The 18,585-nt window shown below is 34.0% G+C and carries 20 protein-coding genes; 11 read left to right on the forward strand and 9 right to left on the reverse strand.

Annotation, left to right across the window (positions count from 1 at the left end):
• Positions 1–85: 85 nt before the first annotated feature.
• The 3 genes from ACZ11_RS07225 to ACZ11_RS26245 all read right to left on the reverse strand — a co-directional run bounded on the left by ACZ11_RS07225 (position 86) and on the right by ACZ11_RS26245 (position 1,134).
• A complete protein-coding gene (locus ACZ11_RS07225) occupies positions 86–391 on the reverse strand; it encodes a hypothetical protein (protein ID WP_049664896.1) in 306 nt (101 codons plus the stop codon).
• Positions 392–648: 257 nt separating this feature from the next.
• Entirely contained in the window at positions 649–900 is a 252-nt protein-coding gene (locus ACZ11_RS07230) for a DUF2599 domain-containing protein (protein WP_049664897.1), read from the reverse strand.
• A 60-nt stretch (positions 901–960) separates the two neighbouring features.
• Positions 961–1,134: a hypothetical protein gene (locus ACZ11_RS26245; protein WP_161804448.1), complete on the reverse strand. Its 174-nt coding sequence runs from the start codon at positions 1,132–1,134 to the stop codon at positions 961–963.
• 993 nt (positions 1,135–2,127) lie between these two features.
• On the opposite strand from ACZ11_RS26245, the gene ACZ11_RS07235 reads away from it, so the two are divergent.
• The 6 genes from ACZ11_RS07235 (at position 2,128) to ACZ11_RS07260 (ending at position 8,110) form a co-directional block, all read left to right on the forward strand.
• The gene (locus tag ACZ11_RS07235) at positions 2,128–2,553 is read left to right on the forward strand and encodes an acyl-CoA thioesterase (RefSeq protein ID WP_049664899.1); all 426 of its coding nucleotides are present in this window, start codon (positions 2,128–2,130) and stop codon (positions 2,551–2,553) included.
• A gap of 11 nt (positions 2,554–2,564) precedes the next feature.
• A complete protein-coding gene (locus tag ACZ11_RS07240; protein ID WP_049664900.1) occupies positions 2,565–2,939 on the forward strand; it encodes a DUF423 domain-containing protein in 375 nt (124 codons plus the stop codon).
• 185 nt (positions 2,940–3,124) lie between these two features.
• On the forward strand, positions 3,125–4,441 hold the full coding sequence (locus ACZ11_RS07245; RefSeq protein ID WP_049664902.1) for an SPFH domain-containing protein: 1,317 nt from the start codon (positions 3,125–3,127) through the stop codon (positions 4,439–4,441).
• 14 nt (positions 4,442–4,455) lie between these two features.
• On the forward strand, positions 4,456–5,559 hold the full coding sequence (locus ACZ11_RS07250; protein WP_049664903.1) for a hypothetical protein: 1,104 nt from the start codon (positions 4,456–4,458) through the stop codon (positions 5,557–5,559).
• Positions 5,560–6,162: 603 nt separating this feature from the next.
• On the forward strand, positions 6,163–7,368 hold the full coding sequence (locus ACZ11_RS07255) for an EAL domain-containing protein (RefSeq protein WP_049664904.1): 1,206 nt from the start codon (positions 6,163–6,165) through the stop codon (positions 7,366–7,368).
• A gap of 541 nt (positions 7,369–7,909) precedes the next feature.
• Complete coding sequence (locus tag ACZ11_RS07260; RefSeq protein ID WP_049664906.1) at positions 7,910–8,110, forward strand: cold-shock protein; 201 nt, start codon at positions 7,910–7,912, stop codon at positions 8,108–8,110.
• Positions 8,111–8,153: 43 nt separating this feature from the next.
• On the opposite strand, the gene ACZ11_RS26930 is transcribed toward ACZ11_RS07260, so the two are convergent.
• The 5 genes from ACZ11_RS26930 to ACZ11_RS07285 form a co-directional block, all read right to left on the reverse strand.
• Positions 8,154–8,831 carry an SHOCT domain-containing protein gene (locus ACZ11_RS26930; RefSeq protein WP_049664908.1) on the reverse strand — a complete coding sequence of 226 codons (678 nt, stop codon included), beginning with the start codon at positions 8,829–8,831 and terminating at the stop codon, positions 8,154–8,156.
• Positions 8,832–9,750: 919 nt separating this feature from the next.
• Positions 9,751–10,083 carry a hypothetical protein gene (locus ACZ11_RS07270; RefSeq protein ID WP_049664910.1) on the reverse strand — a complete coding sequence of 111 codons (333 nt, stop codon included), beginning with the start codon at positions 10,081–10,083 and terminating at the stop codon, positions 9,751–9,753.
• Positions 10,084–10,208: 125 nt separating this feature from the next.
• Positions 10,209–10,598 carry a hypothetical protein gene (locus ACZ11_RS07275; protein ID WP_049664911.1) on the reverse strand — a complete coding sequence of 130 codons (390 nt, stop codon included), beginning with the start codon at positions 10,596–10,598 and terminating at the stop codon, positions 10,209–10,211.
• Positions 10,599–10,603: 5 nt separating this feature from the next.
• Entirely contained in the window at positions 10,604–11,692 is a 1,089-nt protein-coding gene (locus tag ACZ11_RS07280) for an SAP domain-containing protein (protein ID WP_049664912.1), read from the reverse strand.
• A 480-nt stretch (positions 11,693–12,172) separates the two neighbouring features.
• Entirely contained in the window at positions 12,173–12,514 is a 342-nt protein-coding gene (locus ACZ11_RS07285) for a hypothetical protein (protein WP_049664914.1), read from the reverse strand.
• Between the two features lie 289 nt (positions 12,515–12,803).
• On the opposite strand from ACZ11_RS07285, the gene ACZ11_RS07290 reads away from it, so the two are divergent.
• The 5 genes from ACZ11_RS07290 (at position 12,804) to ACZ11_RS07310 (ending at position 17,241) form a co-directional block, all read left to right on the forward strand.
• Positions 12,804–13,079: a hypothetical protein gene (locus ACZ11_RS07290; RefSeq protein ID WP_049664917.1), complete on the forward strand. Its 276-nt coding sequence runs from the start codon at positions 12,804–12,806 to the stop codon at positions 13,077–13,079.
• Positions 13,080–13,465: 386 nt separating this feature from the next.
• On the forward strand, positions 13,466–14,158 hold the full coding sequence (locus ACZ11_RS07295; RefSeq protein WP_049664918.1) for an SDR family oxidoreductase: 693 nt from the start codon (positions 13,466–13,468) through the stop codon (positions 14,156–14,158).
• A 162-nt stretch (positions 14,159–14,320) separates the two neighbouring features.
• Positions 14,321–14,932, forward strand: a complete 612-nt coding sequence (locus ACZ11_RS07300) for a flavin reductase family protein (RefSeq protein WP_049664920.1) — start codon at positions 14,321–14,323, stop codon at positions 14,930–14,932.
• 215 nt (positions 14,933–15,147) lie between these two features.
• A complete protein-coding gene (locus ACZ11_RS07305; RefSeq protein ID WP_049664922.1) occupies positions 15,148–16,653 on the forward strand; it encodes a serine hydrolase domain-containing protein in 1,506 nt (501 codons plus the stop codon).
• Positions 16,654–16,848: 195 nt separating this feature from the next.
• Positions 16,849–17,241, forward strand: coding sequence for a RidA family protein (locus ACZ11_RS07310; protein ID WP_049664924.1), 393 nt, complete (start codon positions 16,849–16,851; stop codon positions 17,239–17,241).
• 254 nt (positions 17,242–17,495) lie between these two features.
• Here the strand turns inward: ACZ11_RS07310 and ACZ11_RS07315 are convergent, their stop codons facing one another.
• Positions 17,496–18,548 carry a DUF418 domain-containing protein gene (locus ACZ11_RS07315; protein ID WP_049664928.1) on the reverse strand — a complete coding sequence of 351 codons (1,053 nt, stop codon included), beginning with the start codon at positions 18,546–18,548 and terminating at the stop codon, positions 17,496–17,498.
• Positions 18,549–18,585: the final 37 nt, after the last annotated feature.

Consider the following 18,585-nt stretch of genomic DNA (forward strand, 5'->3'; position numbering starts at 1 on the left):
TTCTTCTGCAGATAGTCAGCTTTTAAACGAAAAAAAGACCGTCAAATTGACGATCTTCGTTATTAAATAAATCACCCCAATTGCATTACTTTACAATTTTGTCACGGTACATAACAAATGTAACTACGTTTAATAATATAGTAAAGCTGACAAGTATTGCTGAAACAAAAGCCATAGTACCCATTGTATCCATCAGAGAAGAAAAATCTTCATTTTTCACCAATATATAGCCATGAAAAATTTGTAAACAAATTGCGATTGCGCACGCGCTAAAACTAATCATAGAAAATGCGACCCATTTCTTGCTTTTTTGTTTTTTATATCCTAAAAGATTAACAAATGAGGCAATCAAAGCTACTAATCCAAGTATTATGCTAAATAAATTAATCATAAAAATACTCCCTCCTCATATCTTCAAACGAAAAATAGTTAAATAAGTTACCTACTAATTACTTAACATTTGTTCATAATTATTGTAAATAAACTTGTGAGGGAGAGTTTAAGGAGTTGACAATTTTGCTACACCCAAACCCTCTTGGCATTGTCGTGGTTAAAAAAGGATCCCCAATTCATATGCGAATGGGGACTCTTTATTGTTGTTTAATTACATGTTATTGCACTAGTTGCTTTTTTGCTAGGTTCTATATTCTAAGGAATTTTACCTGTATATGGCGGAATAGGTCTAGCGTGACAATTAAATTGCTTTTTTAGAGATGCTTCATTTTTCCAGTCGTAATAGTGAGAAAAGTTTTTCTTTAATTTTGCGAATGCTTTTTCTTTTGTCCAACCTTTGGCGGATTTATTTGGATAAATAGTGATTGATTTTACGCCACTTCTCTCTATCCAATATGCTTTAATAATATGAGTAGCCCCACCTGGGTCAATTCTGAAAGGTGTCACTGCAGGTAGTGAGTCTAATATAATATTTTCTTTTATATGTAGTTCGGAATCAATTGTGACCTATTCAAAAGTATCGTCCTCACTAAATTCATTAGTATAGAGAGGAACCCCAAAAGTAAACTCAATTCCAGAAGGCAGTGTTTCTTGTCCCGAGTTAAATTGAGTACTTTGTAATATTTCATCTTTTTCTTCATCAGTCATATATTCATATAACTTTTCATCTACTAACGTCAATACTTCTAAAGCCTCTTCTAAGCTTGGTAATACATCCTCAGCATTATTAGAACTTGCATTTACATTAAAGTGCCCACGATTTTGTCACCCAAAACGTTTGATGATGAATATTTTTTAACTTTCTCAATTTTTGTTCTATGTATGGCAAAAAATGATTTTACATTTTTAGAAAAATCTTTATGCAGGATTTATACATGTGACAGCGCGTATCGTACACTCAAAATGTGGTGAGACCAATAATGTATGGAATACTGTATACATCATAAATGGTGATTGAAACAAAAAGCCCAAGGAAATTGTGTTAGAGGTTAATGAAAGATTATATGATGAATCTGCCATTGGGGGAAATTAGATTTATTCGTATGAGAAGAACATATTGAGAAACTAATTCTAGGTACCTCCTAAAGAAGAAATTAAATTAGTATATGTTAACTGTTAATTTGCTGAGTAAGTTACGATTGTTTATTTTCACTTTCCAAAGTCCATAAACATAGTATGAGGGGCAAACAATCATCATTGATGATCAAGGAAATGGAAAGTTAATTTTAAGCGAAAAGCAAGCAGGTCTGGATGTAGTTGAATCAAATATTAGTAAAGCAAATCAAAATCATTAGCAGATTTAATGCAATTAGAAGGTAAGATTTTTGGATAAACAAATGCACCTATTACAGCGAAGTTATATTCTAAGGTGTAATCAATGATAATTATCAAGTTAATAGTTGGACATTTGAAAAGTCACTCATTTTTTTATGAGTGACTTTTTTGGGGTAAATATTTTGCACCTGCCCGGTGTCATATAATTTACTTTTTGTGTACCCCAAATAAGTGGGGTACAACGGGTAAAAACGTAAACCAACATTTATTATTAAATGGTTTTTAAAATTGAACTTCGAATTTTTGTAAAAACAGATTTATTATCTTTTCTTAATCAATAGAGCAAAAACACCGCCAAATCAATATTTTTACGCTATAATGTAGGACGAGGTGAAGAAAATGTTTGTTAGTGAGAAACAAATTGAAATTCGATATGCTGAGACCGATCAAATGGGCGTGGTGTATCATGCGAACTATATCATTTGGATGGAGATAGGCCGTTCTCAGTTAGTAAATGATGCAGGATTTGAGTATGCTGAGTTAGAAAAAGATGGATATGTATCGCCAGTGATGGATTTATCCATTTCTTATAAGGCTGCTATGCATTATGGCCAAGTGGCAACGGTACGTACATGGGTGGAAAAGCACGATCGTCTACGTACAACTTATGGCTATGAAATTTTACATGAAGATGGCACGATTGCAGCGACTGCTCAGTCCGTACATATTCTAGCGCAAAAAGATACGTTACGTCCGGTATCCTTAAGTAAAATTGATCCGGCATGGGATGCGAAATACAAAGAAATCGCACGCGAGACGAAATAGGAGAATCATACATGGAACTTTTATTGGCGATAGGTGCAATTACGGCTTGTCTTGGTGTCGTGCTAGGCGCTTTTGGAGCACATGCACTAAAAGATAAATTTGCGACACCATACTACGCTACCGTTTGGGAAACTGCGGTGCAATACCATATGTATCATGCATTAGGTTTACTGGGGCTCGGTATTTTATCGAGTGATGCCCTTTTAGGAGCTTCTAGTATGCTTTCTTGGGCAGGATATTTAATGGTAGCAGGTATCGTGTTTTTCTCAGGTAGTTTATATGTATTAGCTGTTACAGGTGTGAAAAAGCTTGGAGCAATTACCCCAATTGGGGGTCTGTTATTTATCATTGCCTGGGTGCTTGTGGCTATTTCCGCATTTTCATAAGAAACGCTATGATCCACTAAAAAACGCTATTGTACAACAATACGAGAGAGGTAGTTCCTTAGGAGCTATCTCTTTTTTATAAAAAAATGAAACAAAATGTCCTTTTTATGCGTACTACATAATGATTAGATTATTTTTAATGATAAAATACTTTTTAAGTATATAAGTTGAAGGTGGGAATAAATATGGGTTTATTAAAAGCAGGAGTTGGCGCATTAGCAGGTGTTCTAGAAGATCAATGGCGTGAATATTTCTATTGTGAGTCTCTGTCAGCGGATGTTCTTGTGGCAAAGGGTTTTAAACGTACCTCTAAACGAGGGTCAAATAAAGGCAATGACAACATTATTAGTAATGGCTCTATTATTGCTATAAATGAAGGTCAATGTATGATGATTGTCGAGCAAGGAAAAGTAGTGGAGTTTTCTGCGGAGTCTGGGGAGTATGTTTATGATACATCCACAGAGCCTTCGATTATGTATGGCAATGATTTGTCAGAAGATATTATGGAAACATTCAAGCAGATTGGTAAACGCTTTACATTTGGAGGAGAACCTGCAAAGGATCAGCGTGTATATTATTTTAATAAAAAAGAAATCGTAGGAAATAAATATGGGACACCAGCACCGATTCCTTTCCGAGTTATCGATCGTAATATCGGCCTAGATATTGATATTGCTATTCGTTGCCATGGCGAATATTCATATAAAATTGTCGATCCATTATTATTCTATACAAATGTGTGTGGAAACGTTGAGCGTGAATTTACAAGAGATGCTATCGATAGCCAATTAAAGTCGGAATTGATGACTGCGTTACAGCCGGCTTTCGCACATATTTCAGCTAGTGGAGTACGTTATAGTGAAATTCCTGCGCATACGGTTGCTCTAGCAGATGCCCTTAATAAAGTGCTATCAGAGAAATGGCTAGCAACTCGTGGTTTAGCAGTTGTATCCTTTGGCATTAGTTCTTTAAAAGCATCTGAAGAAGATGAATCAATGATTAAACAACTACAACGCAATGCAGTGATGCGTGATCCAGGTATGGCTGCGGCTCATTTAACAGGTGCTCAGGCAGAAGCAATGATTGCAGCAGCCAATAATGATGGAGGAGCCATGGCAGGATTTATGGGTATGAACATGGCGACACAAGCAGGCGGTGTTAATGCAGGACAACTTTATCAAATGAATGAGCAAAATAAACAGGCAGCCCAGCAAGAACAAACGGCGACGACCTCAGCTACATGGAAATGTGCATGTGGTAGCGAAAATACAGGTAAATTCTGCTCGAATTGTGGATCACCAAAACCAGCAGAAGAAGGATGGACTTGTACATGTGGTGCTATCAACAAAGGCAAATTCTGTGGCGAATGTGGTGCTAAAAAACCTTCAGGAGCATTACAATACGTTTGCGATAAATGTGGTTGGCATCCAGAGGATCCTGCAAACCCACCGAAATTCTGTCCAGAGTGTGGCGATGTGTTTGATGAGAATGATGTTAAGTAAGGAGATGACTAATGATGCCAACGCAAGATGCTGAAAATGCTAAACAAGTAAAGCTTGATTTTGACGCTGAGTGTCCATCATGTAGTGCATCCATTGAATTTAACCCAGCAACTGGAAAGCTAACATGTCCTTATTGTGGCTATGAGACTGAAATTGCAGCCCCAGAGAAGCAAGAGGAAAAAGTTGCCCAGGAAATGGATTTTGCAATGGCTGAAAAACGTGGGAATTTTAACTGGGGTGTTGAGAAAAAAACAGTCATTTGTAAATCCTGTGCGGCAGAAACGATTTATGATGCATTACAGGTAGCTGATAGTTGCCCATACTGTGGTTCTAATCAGGTTATGGAGGCTAGTGCCGAAAATACACTAGCCCCGAACGGGGTATGCGCATTTGAAATAACAGATAAGCAAGCCGGTGAGAACTTCCAAAGTTGGATTAAGGGGAAATGGTTTACACCAAGAGCAGCAAAAGATAGTGCAAAGCCTGATTCATTCAAAGGGGTTTATCTTCCATATTGGACTTTTGATACAAAAACAAGCTCAAGGTATTCCGCAAGATATGGTAGACATCGCACAGTTACAGATAAAGAGGGAAATACTCGAACTGAAACAGATTGGTATTCTACAAGTGGTTTTTATCAGGAATTTATTGATGATCATTTAATAAGTGCGACAACTCGTTATGATCGTAATATGATGCGAAAGATAGAACCCTTTAATTTACTTAATAATAAAGCCTATAAACCAGAATTTGTATCAGGGTTTTTATCAGAACGCTACAGTATTGGTTTACAGGACGGGTGGAGTCAGGCTAAGAGGGAAATTTCAAATCATCTGAACGCGCAAATTACCTCAAAAATACGTTGGGAACATAATGCGGATGTAGTATCCAATTTACATTTCTCAACAACTCATGATGATATTACATACAAATATCTAATGTTGCCGATTTGGCTTTCTTCATTCCGCTACAAAGAGAAAATTTATCGATTTATGGTAAATGGACAAACAGGTCGAGTAGGTGGGGATGCCCCAATTTCACCACTTCGTGTAACAATTGCTGTTATCTTATCATTAATTGCAATTACGATTATTTGGTATTTCTTTATGTCAGAATAGTCATGAGCAGTATTCCTGTAGGGTATTATCTATACTTAGGAATACTGCTTTTTTTACAAAATAATTTGGAGTGGGTGAAAGGCTGAATAGTTAGGATATAGGATACAAACCTTTAGTTTATCATGGCTTTCGCATTGAATTGTTGCATAAGTTATAATGATAAAGGAATTCTGAGGGAGTTTCTTACACAGCAATACATGAAAATTTAATGAATGCATATTGAGTTACGCAATCGTACTTAAGCAACCTATTTTGCGAGAAAGTCGTTATTAGTGATAAAATTTTTGGAAAAATGCGCTTCAACATAAGCCTACAGGTTAATGCACTAGTGTGTTATCAGAAGAAATAATTTACATTGTGCTTTATAAGGGATGAACAGAAAGCCTGTAAGAAGAGTTTTTGAAGGCTATTTAGGCTTATTAATAAATCAGATATGTGGGAGTTTGTTAAATTTTAGGACAGATTTATTCCATAAAATAACGCCATGTGAAGTTGCCAATTTACTTTAAACAAATTATTATACATTCAGAGAGCTTTTTTTTATGAAATGAGCTGTGAATGTAATGTTATTCTTGGATAACATCATGTATGGAGGTTTCGACAATGGATGCAATTGAAGTTTTAACAAATTTAGATCAGATACATGGGTATTTTCAACCTATATTTAGCGCGGATGCGCATACGGTGATTGCCTACGAAATTTCCGGACAGTTACAAATTGAGGGTCAACAAATTAATTTAAAAGACTTTGTGAATAACGAAGATATTCCAGAAGAGTATCGTATTGACATGGAACATAAAATTCTACATGCTGCATTAGCCAAAGTAGAAGAAATCGGACAGGATATTGATATTTATATTCCTAGTAACCCGAACTTACTGATGCAGGATTTTGGTGAAAGTCATTTTAATATTATTCAACAATATATAAGTGAAGAGGATTTACATCGAATTGTATTAGTTGTTTCTGAGCATCGTTTTTTAGGCGATATTCAAAAGCTACACCATGCAGTACGTTACTTTACGACTTTTGGTGTAAAAATTGCCGTCCAGGAAGTGGGAGCAGAGAGTCATTTAGAGCACATTGCTTTATTATCACCACAAATATTAAAGGTCAATATTCGAGATTTAAATTATGATTCTTGGTCTGCACAGTCAGATATGATCTCGGCAATAGGTAGTCTCGCTTATAAAATTGGCGCAAATCTCTTATTCGAAGGAATCGAAACTGTGTATCAATTACAGTTTGCTTGGAAAAATGGGGGCCGATTTTATCAGGGCCGCTACTTGGCAAATCCGGCAATGACATTCGTAGAGAAGGATATTTTAAAGGAGCGTTTTAAGGAAGAGTGCCAGCGGTTTATTACCTCTGAAAAGAAAATTCTAGAGGTGCAATATTTCGAGTTGAAAAAGTTGAGGGAGGAGCTAGAAGCGATTGTCCATCGTGTTAAACCTTCTAGTGACAACATCACACATTTAGAGCATCTAGCCCAGCTGTTAGATAATTATTCGTTCCGAGTATATATTTGTAATGAAGATGGCTTTCAACTATCTCCAAACGTAATGCGTGTGGATGGACAGTGGGAATTGCAGCCAAGAGCCATCAATAAAAACTGGAGTTGGCGTCCATACTTCCTACAAACAATTATTAAAATGCGCAATGATCAAAGCGGAGAAATCTCAGAGCTTTATCGAGATATCGAGACAGGGGAAATTACAAGAACATTTTCGATTGCTATTAACGATCATGAGTATTTGTTCGTCGATCTTTCGTATGATTACCTATATGAACACAATATATTTAGATAGTTCTACAAATGCTTATATATCAAGGTTTAATGGGTACAAGAATAACTTGTACCCCACTTTGTACCCCGAACTTGCTTAAAAAAGAGATTCACTTGAGTTTTATCAATGATGAAAAAATTTTAGTAGCTCTAAGTTCTTCATCATCAAGTGAATGCGCATATGCCTTCATCACCATTTCAGGTGTATCTCCAATTATTTTAGCCACCGTTGTTACAGCTACACCTTCTGATTGTTAATGAGATGGGAGTAATGCACGGTCAATCGAGAGTCGATGTTGCAGTCATTAATGGTGTATTACACAGCGCTTATAAGTCATTAAAATTGTTGATGGTCAGTTGATAGTTAATAAGTTCGCTTTTACACTAGACAAATATGATTTTTTAACATATAGTTGATGTAATAAGATCGTTTGCAAGGGAACAATGAATTCACATACTACAAAGAGTATTCGTGTTTTGTTAGATACTCTTTGTAATATGTGAATTTTTTTCTTTTGAATTAGTATGATTTTATTTAATACAATTAATGGAGGTCATTTAAAATGGCACAAGGTACAGTGAAATGGTTTAACGCAGACAAAGGTTTTGGTTTCATCGAAATGGAAGGCGGGAAAGATGTATTCGCTCACTTCTCAGCTATCCAAGGTGACGGATTCAAATCACTTGAAGAAGGTCAAAAAGTTGAATTCTCAGTCGAAGATGGCCAACGTGGACCACAAGCTGCAAACATCGTAAAACTTTAATTTTTATTGAAGAAAACCACTCTTAGTAGAGTGGTTTTACATTTTATATACTTAATAGCTGTTTCTTTTTAGCATCAAATTCCTCTTGAGTAAGAATCCCTTCATCAAGTAACTTCTTGAATTTTAGTATTTCATCAGCTGCACTAATTTGATTTGAAGCTACTGGTTGAACAACTTCTACTACTTCATCATCCTCAGCAACAATTAAAAGTGACAGCTTTTCAAGATCCTTCTTATCACATTTAATTACTAAAGGGACTTTCTCTCCGTTTTCACGCTTCAAGAAAAGCGTAGCTACAGATTTATCTTTACCAACATTAGCACCCATTGCTCCTGCGATAGCCCCAGCATTACCAAATTTACTGCCAATTACTGTCCAACCAGCTATGTCAAACGCGCTCTTTTGAATGTTCTTGACACGATCCCATTTGATTAATTTTAATGTTTCCGGTTCTCCACTATTAACTGAAATATCTATATAACCAGGTTTTGTTTGAGAAAGTCTGAAATTACTTCCTTGACCTTTCAACAATTCCTTACCATTAAGAATTTCGATGTTCATTTTAATAGGCTTCATAACGCGTACTATTTGCCTTTTTTCAACTTGTTCTACTGAAGGTTGGATTCCAAGGGCATTATTAATTTCTGATAAAAATGCTAATCTTGTGTCAACGTTGCTAAAGGTAAGTATTTGTTTTTCGTTGTTATAAGTGAAGGTCATTTCTGTAACAGTTAATTTTTTATTAAAGTCAGTATTACTAATTTGATTTAGATCATAAGATAAAAATTTCTTCCCTTTAACTGTAGTTAATAGTCTGCGTGTTGTTAAAACTACTAAATACTGCGTGAATAGACCTCCGGAAACAACACCAGCATTTTCAACTATTTCATCATCTTCAATATGGTCAGCGATTAAACTTATCTCTTTTTTAAAATTGCTAATAACAAGTTTACCTTCTGGTTTTATTATTCTTTTATTTGTTCTACTGCGTACAAATTAACGCCTCCTTACTTTGTGGTGAACCATTAAAAATAATGCTATAATGGTAATGCAATAAAATTGTATCAATATTGGCAAGTGTTGTCAGTATGTGTTTGGATAAGGTAGATATAATTACATAAATGCTAACGTATGGACAACAAGACAACAAGACATTACACAAAATAGCAAATTACTACATTGAACACAATTGATCTAATTTCAAACTTTCGGCATTGATTTTACAAAAGAAAGCATGAGGAGAATAAATTAACTATTCTCTAATAAAAAATAGAAAGTCACTCATTTTAAAAAATAATGAGTGACTTTTACTTAATTTTATTTAATAATTTGAGGTAATAAATAGTGTTAACTAAAAGATAAGAAACCTACACCTGCCCGAATTTATTTACTTAAAAGTTCCAATGTAGTGGGGTACAAAACAATAAATTTTACTGTACCCCAGATGTACCCCGATTTATTTACCTTTAATACCTTAAATGAATGTCATTAAAGTTTGATGTAATTCAAAGTAAAGCTTTATGTCTGCATTCTAGAAAATTATTAAACCTTAATTATAGATAACGCATTTATGAAGACAATATATTTAGATAAAAAATGCAGGGGTACAAAAATAATTTGTACCCCTGTTTTGTCACTATTATTTTAAAGGAATCCCTAGCCCTAAGGCAGAAGCGATAGATACAATAGAGGTGATAACACCTAGTATACTAGTTAATTTCTCTAATGGTTTTTTAGCTTTCTCTTTATCTCCATTATTTATATGAGTTTGTAGAAGTTCGAAATTAGCTTCTGCAATTTCTCGTTGTTCGTCTGCTAGGTGTTGAATTTCCTCGTGAAGCTGTTGTAAAGCATTGATAATGTCATCAGGAAGGCTTGCTATCCCTTGATTGAGTGTACCATTGTTTTCAATAGTTATATTACCTTTGTTTTCTCCAAAAGTTAGACCACCATATTTACTAGATTCACCCATATAACCATCTCCTAAGATAATAGTAATTTGCCCGAGTTTTGATACTTTCTCTAATACTTGTTCAGAATTTTCTTGTGCTAAAAGGTCAATAATTTCTCTTAAGCTCTCAGGTTTATTTTGTTTACTTATCCCGACATTTTCCTTTTTGTTATTAATTTTTTTTTTGAAAAACTTTGTCTGAAATCCTTACTTAATTCAATTATTGGAATTGCGTTTAAGGGATCGAAACAATTTTCTGAACCACAATACTTGCAAGAAATGGAATCAATATTTTTAAGTTCAGATTTATTAGCAGTAATAATACTTTTACTACATTCCTCGCAGTGAAATTCCAATTTTATTATGAGCGCTTCTTGTTTTTCTAATTCAGATAATTTATCGATAACTACTCCAAGAGGTAAGTTAGTTATTTTTGCAATATAACTATGGTAAAATTTTTCAATTTTACTGATAGCAATTGCCTCTAGTGCATTATCTATTTTTTGAGAAATTTCCCATGGCTTTAAATTGCTCAATACTTTTACCTCGCAGAATAAATTTGGTAAATCAATTTTTCTCTAATATAATCCAATACAGGTTCAGACGCAAATACATTGAACTTAAATGTTTTTGTATTGACGCCGATTCGAATAGAATATTCTTGTTTAACGCCATCAACACTATGTTCAAATAATATGGACCCTTTTTGTTTGGACAGGTAAGGTTCTAAATAATTGTATAAAGGTAAACCTCGTAGTTCTCTAATACTACCTAATCCTATTGTTTCAAGACCACTTAAAAGTAACAAAGTAAAAGGTGTTGTTTCTAAAATGCCGGTAATATCTTCGCTATTTAAACTTTGCTCAAGAATTGATAATTCTCCACTAGTATAGTATTCGTCAATTGCAGAAAGTATACTCACAATTGATTGACCCTGTGTTTCTTCAAATGTATTTACTAATCCTGCTGGTCTTCCTGTAGCATCAATAAGCCTTCCTTGAAGTGTATCAGCTAAAGACTCAAGAGTACCCCCATATTTCTCTAACAAATCATGTTGTTTGAACTCATATTTATCATCGACTATTTTAGTTAACCAAGCAATAATTTTTTTGGCAACAGCTGAACTTGCTCGTACTTCAATTATTCCCTTGTCTTCATCAATATAAACTGTTGTTATTTCGTGCTTAATGTATTCTCTTCGGTTAGTTAAATAGTAATCAACATTAACACCAGTTCTATGAATAAATCTTAAATAATATGCTTGAGAACCTTCGATTTCAGCAGCGGCAATAATTGTAGGATCAATAGGAACATTTTCGCTGTTTGGTGTAACTACTGTTTCAAAAGGATTAAAAGGCATTTTATCAATAATACTTTGTTTAAAACCTATTAAACCAGTATTATTTGTCGCCTGGTACCAAGCTAAAGAAACTGCTCCAGAGAAAATATTATTGCTGATCATTTTCAGAACATCGCCTTCAATATGCTCAAAAGAGTTCCACACTCTACTTGCTAATTCATTTACATTGCCAGATGTTTCTAAAGCCATTTTATTACAAATCTCTTTGAGTTGAGTTTTGTTTAATTTATGCAAGTCTTGGGGGAAAATTAAAGATTTAATTGTATTCATTTAACACCCTCCAGAATTATATTCTGTATTCGATGAAATTATGTCGTTTTATTAATAAATATAATAATATATGTATTGAATAACCAGAAAATGACATAAAAGTGTCGATTGACATGGAAGTATCAATGTATTGGAACTTATATGCGTCAAAACGAACAAAAATAGTGTGGTTATTTATCCCTAATTAACTTTTAAGCTTTTGAAGAAATAACTACTACTGATTGGGAAGTGGTGTGCTTTTGGGTAGGTATCATCTTCATTTTTTTGAGAAAATAGAATGGTACGAGGGAACTATAAAAATGAGAAGTGTCTTGATTAGGAGTGAACAAATTTAATTAAATTTTAGATCCTCAATTCGTTACTTATTTATTTAGCATTGTGTAAATGGGGGTATAAAGGAGAAGTTTGATCTCAAATGTACTCCACTTGATTTTCCTTTAAATACTTTAAACGAATGTTAGTAAAGATTTGTTCCTACTGTTAATGAATCTCTGTTAATTCTGAATTCAAAATCCTTTGAGCAGCAATAATAACACCTAAAGCTGTTCTTCCGTATACACTATATATTCCGCCATTTTGATCAGGAACGATTTCAACTTCATATTGAGCCGAACCTGCTACACTTCGAGTTATAAAAGTAGAAGCATTGGCATTTACGGCAAATGCAGTAGTTGATAGTAATCGTCTTGTACCGTTAAGTCTAAAAACTCTTACTACTCCAGTTAGTGTACCTCCAGTTAGATTGAGAATTTTGATACGAACACTTGCTGCATTAGCTGGTTGATTTCCTGTATTTTCAATTGGACCAGTAGTTAAAGGCAATTGATATTCACCACCTTCAAAATAAAAGATTTATAATCTGCAGATTACATACTCATAGTATTCAGCACCTATTAAAATACTCTAAGCGCTTTAATCAATTTTCTATAAAATGTAGAATTGATTAATAGAACTATTTAAATCTTTCTGCTTTAGCAAGTGATTGAGCTATTACTTTCTACCTTGCAGAAGTATCTCCTATATTCTCTCTACTTTAATGATGGTGTCTTATGGATATATTTGTAATTTAAAGAATAACTTTACATCTAAGGGAATGTGGAGGTGAAAATATTTGAGGAAGATAGTTACGATATTATGTATATCCTTGATTATGATAATGAGCGGATGTAATCATAAGTCGATGCCAAAAATATCAGAAGAACAGGTAAAATCAATTGTGTTAAAAAGCCACGCAAAAAACATTGGTAAAGTTGAAATTAAGTCAGTAAGTCATAAAGGGAACGAATATATAGTTAAATGGGAAAATAAAGATAACTGTGAGAATGGAACGGACTATATTAATGATGAAAATGGCAAAATAATAACTGGCGAAACCTCAATATGTTAAATTCACTTGCAATAGACCTCTTAGTTTTAGGTCGTTTAAAATGCTCTTATAATCATTTACATAGTAGTTTAAAGAATATATGGATTCTAACAGGTTCTTTATTTCGAAATTAATAATGGAGTACAACCCAACAGCATCGTTTAATTTATTATGGCGAATGCAACAAGAAAAGGGGATTACCTAAGAAGTTAAAGCCTCCGGATGAAATTATGCCGAGGCGTAATTGATAGAAACACAGTATTCAAGTCTAATTGATGAATATATAGCTGAGGTTATTGAGCGTCATAAGGGCGACAGAGATCGATACTTTATTGAATAGGCAGGTGTGATGATATTGATAGTAGTTCCTATTCTGGTATAATTAACTGCGAGAGAGGATGATCAATATGAGCAAAAATATCGTTGTTATAACAGGGGCTGGCAGTGGTTTAGGCGCAGCGCTTGCTAAAAAATATTCGTCTTTAGGCAATCACATTTGTTTGCTCGGTCGAACGAAATCAAAGCTTGAGAATACGGCTAAAACTTTAACCAATGGCTATTCTATTTATGAGGTTGATGTTACTTCGAAACAAATGGTCGCTCAAGTCATTCATTCTATACAAGAGGAATTTGGGTCAATTCAGTTATTGATTAATAATGCTGGTGTTGGCTATTTTGAGCATGCTGAAAACTTAAATGAGGATTCAGTTCATCAAATGATTGATATTAACCTAAAAGGAACAATTTTCTGCACACAAGAAGTGCTAAACGGTATGAAAGAACGCAATGAAGGAACAATCGTCAATATCGTTTCCACAGCTGGTCTAGAAGGAAAAGTAACGGAATCTGTTTATTGTGCTAGTAAATTTGGTGTTCGAGGATTTACAGAAAGTCTAGCGCTAGAATTAAGGGATACTTCTATTCATGTATGTGCTGTATATATGGGTGGTATGAGAACAGAATTTTGGGACGGAGTGTTTTCTGAGGAAAAAACTAAGACACTAATGGATCCTAATGACATCGCGGATATTATTATGGAAAATATTAAACCAAGAAAAGCGTTAGCTGTAACTGAGGTTGTTATTAAAAATAAACGATAGCGAAAAGGAAATGACCAGGCACTTCAATTAATGTTGAGCCTGGTCATTTTCTATTTCATTTAATATACAGTATAAGTCTTAAAACGTAATCCACATTTCGATGAAAATTGAAATATTTATCTTGTACTATGAAAATTGAAAGTACGGATAGGAGGAGATAAAATGACTCAAATTGCTAATACGGAAATAATTAATCCAAAAATTCTATACTACGGGACACCTGTGATCTTATTAACCACGCTAAATGAAGACGACACAGTAAATATAAGCCCTCTTTCATCATCATGGGTGTTAGGAGATTGTGTTATTTTAGGAATTGGGCTAGGGGGAAAGGCCATTGAAAATTTAGAACGACATCCTGATTGTGTCATTAATGTCCCAGGTCCTTCATTATGGGAGAATGTAGAAAAAATAGCTCCTTTTACAGGGAAAAACCCCGTTCCTGAATATAAGAGAGTGAATGGATTTACATTTGAAAAAGATAAATATGAAATTAGTAATTTAACGCCAACTGAGTCTAAATCAGTAAAGCCTACAAGAATTGCAGAGTGTCCCATTCAACTTGAGGCGAGAGTAAAACATATTCGAATTCCTGAATATGCTCCCTTTTTTGCTATTGTTGAGACCCAAGTAATACATGTACATGCCCATAAGGAAATTATTGTTGAAGAAAATTATATTGATCCAAATAAATGGAGCCCACTAATTTATAATTTTCGTCATTATTTTGGACTTGGACACCAGCTGGGTAAAGCTTTTAGAGCAGAAATTTAAATCCTAATTGCTATCATGAACAAAGATCAGTTCTCATTTTTTAGAATGGGAATCTGATCTTTTTGTGTTTATTTTAGATTCTAAGTTACAAAACTGTCATGTTGTGATGTTTTTAGTCATATAAAACGATGGATGTGGTACTAATTGCTTGTTATAGTTAACGATGTTGTAAAGGAATTTTATAACCTTGTAATCGGCTTAAAGGAGAAATGAAAATGAAACCATCATTAAAAATCTATATGCTTATTATTGCAATGATTGTTGCCTTTTATAGTTTAACGCCAACAATCGTAAATGCAGATTCAACTGAAAAAATTCAAAAGATTGATCAATTTGTTAAAGAGCATAAGGAGATCAGTAAAATTCCAGGTATATCAGTAGTGATTGTGGAGAAGGGGAAAACGGTTTATGAAAGATGCTTTGGTTACGCTGATGTAAGTTCGAAAACACCAGTTACCTCTGATACATTATTTGAACTTGGATCTACATCGAAAGCATTCACGGGACTAGCCATTCTAAAATTGGAAAAGGAAGGCTTACTCAAACGCTCTGATGATGTCCAAAAGTATCTCCCATGGTTAAAGTTAAAATATAATGGAGAGCCCCAGGCAATTACTATTAATCAGTTACTGCATCATACAAGTGGCATACCTTCTAGTACTATTTCAAATATCCCTAAAAGTAACGAACGGAATGCTCTTGAATTAACTGTAAAAAAATTACTTGATCAGCCATTAAATAGACAACCAGGTAGCTCATTTGAATATGCAACACTCAATTACGATGTTTTGGGTCTTATTATTGAAAAGGTTTCAAAACAACCCTTTGATATGTATATCAAACAGCAAATATTAGAGCCGATTAATATGAAGGATTCATTTGTTGGACTTCATCAAGTTAAATCTAATGAGATGGCGTCAGGCTATAAAATAGGACTTATGAGAGAGCAGAATTACACACCACCTATCTACCGTGGAAATGTGCCTGCTGGGTATATTATAAGTAACTCAAATGATATAGCAAAATGGTTAAAGCTACAGTTAGGCAATAGTCAAATTTATTCGATTGATAAAAAAATTATTCAAGAATCACATATCCCTGATCAATCAGTAGAGCCTTTCGATAAGGATACATACTACGCTAGCGGATGGGGAGTTATGGAAAGAGACAAAAAACAATATTTATTTCATGCCGGGGAAAATCCAACATTTACATCTTATTTTATTATGCAGCCTGATGAACAATTGGGAGTGGCCATATTATCAAATATGAACTCGAGCTATACAACGGCGATAGGTCAAGGTGTAATGGATTTATGGGAAGGGAAGACGGTTGATACTATTCATTCAGACAACCTTCAAAATTTGGATAAAATTGTTTCACTTCTATGTGTTATTGTTGTAGGTTTTGGGATGTTTTTAAGCATTCTATTGCTAACAACATTGAGTAAAATTGTTAAAAAACAACGAATTAAAGTTACTTTAAATATGAAAAGGACTTTATTATTATTTATTCATTTATTAAGTGTTGCAATAATTTTTGCACTTATCACTATGTTACCGGAAATTTTAGCGGGGGGCTCGAATTGGGAGTTTGCTAAAGTATGGGGTCCAACTTCAATCACTGTGTTATTTTATAGTGTTATAGTATCGGGTGTGATTTATTGTTTATTAGGATTAGTGAAGATTTTCACCAAAAAGCAAAATGAATTAAAAGTGTAGAGATTTGATTGTTTATGTAAAACATGGTAATTTGAAAATAACTTTAGGTAAGGGGGAGGATCCAAATGAAAAAAAAATCAATACGTTTTTTAAGTATGGGTATTGGATTCTCAACAGCTGTTTTTTTCTAAAATTAAGTGTTAAGGGACGAGTCTGCCCTTTTTTAGAAAAATAAAAACCTAAAGGAGATTAACAATGAATAATAAAATAACACGTAAAAATCCTATCCAAGTACCTAGCCCAGTTGGCAATTACAGTCATCTTACTATAATCCCTAAGAATGCAACAATGTATGCATTATCTGGACAGATTGGAGTAGGGGTTAGCGGTGAATTGCCATCATCACTAACAGATCAAGTTAAAAATACATTAAAAAATATTCAACTTATATTAGAGGCAGAGGGACTAAACGCAGACAATGTGGTGAAGGCAAATATTTGGGCAACAGAAGAGATAGATTGGGATGATTTCTATCAACAATGGGAATCAATGTTTGGAGATCCCTATCCTTCTATGACGATTGCTTATATTACTGCTTTAGGACTCCCTGACATTAAATTAGAAATAGATATTTGGGCTGCTAAATAAGCAGAGTACCGACAAAATCATAATGATTTTGTCGGTTTTTTATATAAAGTAAATTTTTGAGAGTATATGAAACGAAAAAAGGTCACTTTACCTATATGTAAAGTGACCAAAAATAATTTATTTCATGATGGGGGTGTGTTTCTTGCCCATGATTTGAGCAAGATGGAAGCAAAATTAGGTACACTAACATATTATGAAGAATAAAAACTTTCTGTTGGGTATTCGCCATTTTTTTAAACAACTTCTATTCTTTCTTAGGGGCGTTCCTTAGAATTAGTAGAAGTTTTAAGCAATGAAGGTACTGTCCAATAAGTACCCATGCGCCACAACCATTCTAAAGGTCCGAATTTAAAGAATGTAAGCCAAACTTTGCTAAATAGTAATTGGAAAATGTAAATGCCTATGCAAATCCAAAGAGATTGGATAAAGCGAATATTGCCAATAAGGTGAAAGGCATTGCCAATTAGTAAGATCAGCGCTGTTTGCCCTAAATAATTTGTTAATGCCATTCGACCATAGTCTTTTAATGGTGAAAGCAAAACCTGGAATAAGGGTTGTTGCAGTAAAAGTATTAATAATCCAACATAAAATGCCGATACAAATGGGCTAAATTGTAGCCCGATTAATGAGAACTTTTCAATGTTTGTCACATGTTCAGTAAATTCATTTTTTGTCATATTATCAACGTTGGCCATTGCTTCTGGGACATAATGCCATTGATACAGCAAGCCCCCTATGCTAATAAAGAACATTATAACAGTAAAGATAAATATGCTTTTACGATTGTCGTTGATCTTTTCAAAAATTCGATACTGCCCAGCAGCTAATCCCAGTAAAATAAGTGGAAATGGCATAGCAATTTTGATGCCATAATATGCTGTTACTGCTAATAATAAAAGCCCTATAGTTACGTTTATTTCTTTTCGAACTTTGTAAAATGGTAGCGCTATTAAGCCAAAAATTGCATAGACAGTTAATGCTTCTCCAGGTTGGAAATAAAAATGTACAAGCCCGATTAACAATAAGATAATCATTCTTCTAATAAATAAAAGATTGGCGTTATTATTTTTAGCCATTGCTCGTGAAATAAAAATATAAAACCCTACACCAAATAAAAATGAAAAAATGGAGAAAAACTTTCCTTCCACAAAAAGTGTTAAAAATCTATTGTATGCAATATCTATAGATGTTTCTGGCGGATTAATCCACATTAATGCTGGGATATTTACTAAAATAATTCCTAATAAAGCAAAGCCCCTTAAATAATCTAATGTATCAATTCGTTTATTTAATTCAGTTGGTTGCATGTTATCTCCTCCTCACTTACAAAGTATAAGGAAATTA

This window comes from Lysinibacillus xylanilyticus, assembly GCF_001183605.1.
GTDB classification, from domain to species: domain Bacteria; phylum Bacillota; class Bacilli; order Bacillales_A; family Planococcaceae; genus Lysinibacillus; species Lysinibacillus xylanilyticus.